The organism is Mycobacterium sp., from assembly GCF_035653355.1.
Lineage (GTDB): Bacteria > Actinomycetota > Actinomycetes > Mycobacteriales > Mycobacteriaceae > Mycobacterium.
In genome coordinates this window covers 1-7,659 of record NZ_DASRBZ010000196.1, presented here as the reverse complement: position 1 = coordinate 7,659, position 7,659 = coordinate 1, and the positions used below count along the sequence as shown (strand labels likewise).

Genomic DNA, 7,659 nt, shown 5'->3' with positions numbered 1-7,659 from the left:
CCGCCGAACGGACACGCCACAAACCGCGACGCCGTCAAACCCGCCCGCCGCCAATACCCGCAGCCCACCCCAGCACCGGCCACATACAACTCGCCGACAACACCGGCCGGCACCGCCCGCAACCACGCATCCAGTACGAACAACGCGGCCCCTGGCACCGGCGACCCGATCGGCGGCGCACCCGACCCGGGTGTCAACGGCGCGCTGATCGTCGCATAGACCGTGGTCTCGGTGGGGCCGTAGGCATTTATCATCACTCGCCCGGGCGCCCACCGATCCACCACCTCAGGCGGGCAAGCCTCAGCGGCGATCACCAACGCCGCATTCAAACCCTGCGGCGAGAGCAGCCCCACTGCAGACGGTGTTTGGCTTAAGACACCGACGTTTTCGGCGAGCAGCAGGTCGTGGAAGTCTTCCGGTGAGCGCGTCACCTCTTCGGGCACCACCACCAGCCGCCCACCATGCAACAGCGCTCCCCAGGTCTCCCATACCGAGTAGTCGAAGGCATAGGAATGACACTGTGTCCACACCTGTCCCGGTCTCAGCTCGAAGCCGGCGTCCAGTGAGTCGAATAGCCTTGTGACATTGTGGTGGGTGACCGCCACACCTTTCGGCACCCCGGTGGTGCCAGAGGTGTAAATGATGTGGGCGATCTCATCGGCTGCCGGCGCCGGTAATGCCGTGCTGGGTTGGCTCTCCACAGCGGGGTCATTGACGTCGATAACCAGCAGATCATGCCCGTCCAACCGGGATCGCAGGGCGGGCATGGTAATCCCTGCGATCGGTGATGCGTCGGCGAGCATGAAACTGATCCGGGCTTCTGGCAGCGCCGGGTCGATTGGCAGGTAAGCCGCCCCCGTTTTGAGCACCGCCAGCATCGCCAGGATCGCCTCAGCCGACCGAGAAAACAGCAGGGCCACACACCTGCCCGGGCCTACACCGTGTGCGGCCAGCAGGTGCGCCAACCGGTTGGCCGCCTCCTCGAGTTCCCGATAGGTCCACGAACGCTGAGCGCAGGTAATAGCCACCGCGTCCGGTGTCCGGGCGACCTGCGCAGCGAACAAAGCGGGTACCGATACCGGCGTGGGTGCGGGCTGGGTCAACACTGCGCGGTTACCGATCTGATCCAGGCGGGCGTGGTCAGATTCATTGAGCAGATCCACCGTTGAGAGCCGCCGGGCGGGGTCGGCGGTTATTGCGGTCAACACCCGCTCGAACCGCTCGATGAGCGCCTCAACGCTGCCCGCGTCGAACACATCGGTGCGGAACTCCACCGCCCCGCCGATCCCTGCCGGCTCACCGGCCTCGGTCCAGCGTTCGGCCAAGGAGAAGGTCAGATCCATGTGAGCGGTGCGGGTGTCCACCGGCATGGAGCTGACCTGCACATCGCCCAAGGCCAACTCGGCGGAAAGGTTGTTGTTCTGCCCGGCGAAGTTCTGCCAAGCCAACATCACCTGCACCAGCGGATGATGGGTCAGGCTTCGCGTGGGGTTGAGCCGCTCCACCAGCACCTCAAAAGGCACATCTTGGTGCTCGTAGGCGGCCAGGCTGCGCCCTCGCACTTGGGCCAGCAGCTCGGCCACACTGGGATCGCCGGCCAGATCGACCCGCAGCACCAAGGTGTTGACGAAAACACCCACCAGCTCGTCAAGTACGGGGTCGCGTCGCCCGGCGATCGGGAACCCCACCGCCACATCGCTGCTGGCGCTCAGCTTGGATAGCAGCACCGCCAGGGCGGCCTGAATCACCATGAAGCTGGACGCGTTGTGCTCGCGGGCAACGCGCGCCAGCTGCTGATGCAGCTCGGCGGGCCAATCCACAGTCACCTTGGCGCCGCGCTGATCGGCGACCGGTGGGTAGGGCCGATCGGTGGGTAGCTGTAGGCGTTCGGGCATCGCGGCCAGGGCGTCCTCCCAGTACGCCAGCTGCCCAGCGATGCGGCTGTGGCTATCGGCCAGGTCACCAAGGATTTTGCGCTGCCAGATTGTGTAATCGGCATACTGCACAATCAATGCCGGCCAGCCTGGGGCCTGCCCAACACACCGGCTGGCATAGGCCAGCGCCAGATCACGCACCAGCGGCCCGATCGACCAGCCGTCGGCGGCGATGTGGTGGACCACGGCCACCAGGACATGTACGTCGTCGGCGAGTCGGAAAAGCCGCGCCCGCAGCGGGATGTCGGTGGCCAGGTCAAACGGGTGACGCGCCGCGGCGTCGATGGCCTTATCCAGCTGGCTTTCGGGCCAGCCGCTGGCATCGATGGTCTGCCATCCGAAGTCAGCGCGCTCTACAGGGAGAACCACCTGCTGGGGTATCCCGTTGGGCGCCACAAACACCGTGCGCAAGCTCTCATGGCGAGCCACAACATCGGCCAGCGCCGCGCCCAACGCCTCGGCGTCAAGCTGCCCGCGCAGCCGCAACGCCACCGGCATGTTGTAGACCGGTGAAGGCCCCTGCAACTGATCGATAAACCACAGCCGGTTTTGGGCAAACGACAACGGAATCACCGCAGGTCGCTCGCCAGCCACCAACGGCTCGAACCGATCCGCCTCCGCGCCGATACGGGGAGCCAACTGGGCAATCGTGGGCGCCTCGAAAACCGCGCGCACCGTAAGGCCGGCATTCAGGCCTTTGTTAATGGTGGCGATCAGGCGCATCGCCGACAGCGAGTCCCCACCCAAATCGAAGAACGAGTCATCGACCCCGACGCGCCCGACACCCAGCACCTGGGCGTAGATGCCGGCCAGGATCTCCTCAGTGGGAGTGGCCGGTGCGCGGTAACGATCGGTGTCCTGATATTCCGGTGCTGGTAGGGCGCGTCTGTCGAGTTTGCCGTTGACCGTCAACGGCAGCGCCTCCAAGACCACCACCGCGGCCGGGACCATATAGGCCGGCAGCCGCTCGGCCAGCGCGGCGCGGGTCGCGGCCGGGTCTGCTGTGCCGGTGATATAGCCCACCAGACGCTTGTCGCCGGGGCGGTCCTCGCGGGCGATCACCACCGCCTGATCCACCCCAGCCAACCCGGCCAGCGCCGCCTGAACTTCACCGAGCTCGATGCGATATCCGCGGATCTTGACCTGCTCATCGGCACGCCCCAGATACCGCAGCTGCCCGTCGGCGCCCCAACACACCAGATCCCCGGTGCGATACATCCGTATTCCTGGCGCTGCCGCGCCGCCGAACGGACACGCCACAAACCGCGACGCCGTCAAACCCGCCCGCCGCCAATACCCGCAGCCCACCCCAGCACCGGCCACATACAACTCGCCGATAACACCGGCCGGCACCGCCCGCAACCACTCGTCAAGCACAAAAAACGCTGCCCCCGCCACCGGCGAGCCGATCGGCGGCGCACCCGAACCCGCTGTCAGTGGCGCACTCAAAGCCACCCACATCGTCGTCTCGGTCGGGCCGTATTCATTGATCACCACTCGTCCGGGCGCCCACCGATCCACCACCTCAGCGGGGCAGGCCTCGCCGCCCACCAGCAAGGCCACCGAATCCAACCCCTCGGGCGACAACATCCCCACAGCAGAGGGGGTCTGGCTTAAGACAGTGACTTTTTCAGACACCAGCAAGGCGTGAAAATCCGCGGCCGAGCGCGCCACCACTTCGGGTACCACCACCAGCCGGCCGCCGTGCAGCAGGGCAGCGAAGATCTCCCAGCCCGAAATGTCGAAGCTATACGAGTGCCACTGCGTCCACACCTGCCCCGGCGCCGCCAAACCCGCATCCAGAGACGCCAACAGCTGGGTCACGTTGTGGTGGGTGATGGCCACACCCTTGGGCACCCCCGTGGTGCCGGAGGTGTAGATGATGTAAGCGATATTGTCCGGGGCCGGCGCCGGCAAGCCCCCGCACGGATAGGTCGGGATGCGGGAGTCTTCGACATCAATGACAAGCAGCTCGTGCCCCTCCAGCCGGTCGGCCAGCCCGGCGGTGGTGATCGCGGCGATCGGCGCGGCGTCGGCGAGCATGAACCCGATCCGTCTTGGCGGCAGCGCCGGGTCGATCGGCAGGTAGGCAGCGCCTGTTTTGAGGACCGCCAGGATCGCCACGATCGCCTCAGCCGAACGAGACAGCAGCAGCGCCACACACTCACCGGGGCCCGCCCCATGGCGGGCCAAAAGATGCGCCAACCGGTTAGCGGCCTCGTCAAGCTCGCGATAGGTCCATGAGCGCTGCCCGCAGGTCAGCGCCACCGCATCCGGTGTGCGGGCCACCTGCGCGGCGAACAACGCCGGAACCGACACCGGCGCGGGCGCCGATTCGGTCAGCATCGACCGGTTGCCCCACCGATCCAGCCGAATGTGCTCAGCTGCATCAAGCAGATCCATTGACGACAACCGCCGCGCCGGGTCGGCCGTCACCGCCACTATGACACGCTCCAACCGCTTGATCAGCGCCTCGATGCTGTCCGCGTCGAACACATCGGCGCGAAATTCCACCGTGCCGCCGATCCCAGCCGGCTCACCGGCCTCAGTCCAGCGTTCCCCGAGGGAAAACGATAGGTCCATGCGGGCGGTGCGAGTGTCGACGGGCATCGGCGTGGCCTGCAAATCACCCAAGGCCAGCCCGGCGGCGGGACCGTTATGCTGCCAGGGGAAGTTCAACCAGGACAACACCACCTGGATCAGCGGCGAATGGCTAAGCGATCGCGTGGGATTGAGGCGCTCGACAATTAGCTCGAAGGGCACGTCCTGGTGTTCGTAGGCGGCCAAGCTGCGCCGCCGCACCTGGGCCAGCAGCTCCGCGACAGTGGGATCACCGGTCAGATCGACACGTAGCACCAAGGTGTTGAAGAAACAACCGACCAGGCCGTCAAGTGCGGGGTCGCGGCGCCCGGCGACCGGGAACCCCACCGCCACATCGCTGCTGGCGCTGATCTTTGACAGCAGGACCGCCAGCGCGGCCTGCACCACCATGAAACTTGTCGCGTTGTGCTCGCGAGCAACCCGCTGCACCCTCTGCTGCAGCTCCGCCGGCCAGTTGACCGCCACATCAGCGCCGCGGTAATCAGCAACCGGCGGATAGGGCCGATCGGTGGGAAGTTGCAGGCGCTCAGGCATCTCGGCCAGGGCATCTTCCCAAAAAGCTAGCTGCGCAGCGATGGGGCTGTCGCTGTCGGCTAAATCACCAAACTGCGCGCGCTGCCACAGCGTGTAATCGACATACTGCACCTCCAAAGGCATCCAGTCGGGGGCCCGGCCCGCGCATCGGCTGGCATACGCCACACCCAAATCACGCACTATCGGGGTTACCGACCAGCCGTCCGCCGCGATATGGTGCACGGCGATCGCCAGCACGTGTTCGTCGTCGGCCACACGGAAAAGCCGTGCCTGCAAAGGGATTTCGCCAGACAGATCAAACGTGTAGCGCGCCACCGCGCCGATGGCCTCGCCGAGCCGGCTTGTCGACCAGCCGGTGGCATCAACAACGTCCCACCCGAAGTCGGCGTGCTCGGCGGGCACCACCACCTGTTGCGGTATCCCGTCGGGCGCCGTAAACAGCGTCCGCAGGCTCTCATGGCGGCCCACCACATCGGCCAGCGCCGCGCCCAACGCGTCGGCATCGAGCGGCCCGCGCAGCCGCAGCGCGGCCGGCATGTTGTAGATCGGCAGGTGCCCCTGCAACTGGTCGAGGAACCACAACCGGCTCTGGGCATACGACAATGGGATCCGCTTCGGGCGCGGCATCGCACGCAGCGGCGGGCGAGGCGGGCCACCACGATGCCGGTCCAAGTACTGCGCGAGATCACCGACGGTGGACGCGGCAAACAAATACCGCACTGGCACTTCCCTGCCTAGCGCCAACTGCAGCCGCGCGCTCACCCGGGTGGCGATCAGCGAGTCCCCACCGAGTGCGAAGAAATCGTCATCGAGCCCGACGCGATCCACAGCCAATACCTCGGCGAACACCTCGGCGACGACCTTTTCGGTCTGGGTTTGTGGTGCCCGGAACGGTGCGCCGGCAAATAAAGGTGCCGGCAGCGCCTTGTGGTCGAGCTTGCCCGAGGACGTCAACGGGAACTCGTCCAGCGCCACAATTTGCGCCGGCACCATGTATTCGGGCAACCGGGCGCTCAACCACTGACGTACTGCGCTGATCTTGGTGTTGGTGTGGGGGTCGTTGGCGTGGGTGCTGCGTTGGTTAGCCCGGCCATACGGACGGTAGAGGTCAGTCAACGGTGGCGTGTGTTGACCGTCGGCCTCGCTGGCCGCGATGAAAACCGCATCCAGCGTGCCGGGTTGGGCGCCCCAAGTGACGGCGACGTGGTATCCGATGGCCTCACCGAGGCGGTGCAATTGCTCAGGGGTGGCGGCGTCGGGGGTCGCGGTCGCGCGTGCTTGGGCCCGTGCGTCGGCCACAGACAGCCCGGCGGCCAGGCCGCGTTCAATCGCGACGTCGCTGACCAGTCCGGCGCGGGGTATTTCGGTGATGCGCACGACAGCCGGACGTCGCGATATCAACTCGGTGCGCAGTCCGCGCAGACCTGCGAATTGCGTCCACGCCCAGGTAGGTGCGCTGTCCACCGAGCGCACCGGTGTGGGGGCTTTGTGCACCACGATGTCGTAGCGGTAGCGGTTAAGTTCGTTGTCGGCCGATCCGCGTTTGACTTGAATGTCGACTCCGGCCACGGACGGATGGTCGACGGCCCACGTGGTGAAAAACTCTGGCGCCAGCAGTAATTCGGGTTCGCTGACCATGGCGCGGTGAACTCGTTGGCGGATCTCGGCGGCGTCGGTGCTGGGCGTGCGCGCAAGCGCGACCCCGGTTTGGAACGCGCCCTGCAACGTGTGGTTGCGCACATCGCCGATGAACAGTGCCCCGCCAGGGGCCAGCAGCTCCATCGCGTTGTCGATGACCTCGGCCAGATATTGCGCGTTGGGGAAGTACTGGATGACCGAGTTGAGAATGATGGTGTCGAAGTAGCCCTGCGGCAGGGCCTCGGTCACGTGAGCGGGCTGGGTCAGTAGCTCGACCCGATCCCGCCACGGGATCTGCAACTGCTGCAACGACTGGGCCAGATTGTCGATTACAACCGCCGACATGTCGGTGCCGACATAGTGCTCACACTCAGGGGCGATCTGCGACAACAGCAGCCCGGAACCTACGCCGATCTCCAGCACACGGCGCGGCCGCAGGGCCATGATCCGGTCCACCGTGGCCGAACGCCACTCCATCATCTGCTCAAGCGGAATCGGGTCATCGGTGTAGCTGCTGTTCCAGCCCCGAAAATCCATGCCGAACCCGGGCACCTCGACCTCGGCGCCGTACAGCTCGTCATACACGTGTTGCCACTCTTCGACGACCTCGGCATCGTCGTCGGCGGTGCTGGTGTGCTCGAGGGTGATGTAGGCGACGAGGTGGGCGCCGGTGTCGCTGTGGTGCACGGTGGCGACGGCCTGGGTCACCTGCGGGCAGGCCAGCAAGGTGTTTTGAATTTCGCCCAGCTCAATGCGATACCCGCGGATTTTGACCTGCTCGTCGGCGCGCCCGACATACTGCAGTTGCCCATCAGCATCCCAACGGACCAAGTCCCCGGTGCGATACATGCGTATTCCTGGCGCTCCCACGCCGCCGAATGGGCAGGCCACGAACCGCGAGGCGGTTAAACCCGCCCGGCGCACATACCCATACGCCAGCCCGGCACCGGCT

The 7,659-nt window shown here is 66.0% G+C and carries 1 protein-coding gene; it reads right to left on the bottom strand.

The genetic code is table 11. The features are described 5' to 3' along the window. A partial coding sequence (locus VFA16_RS06625; protein WP_324967048.1) for a non-ribosomal peptide synthetase occupies nt 1-7,659 on the bottom strand: 7,659 nt, incomplete at both ends.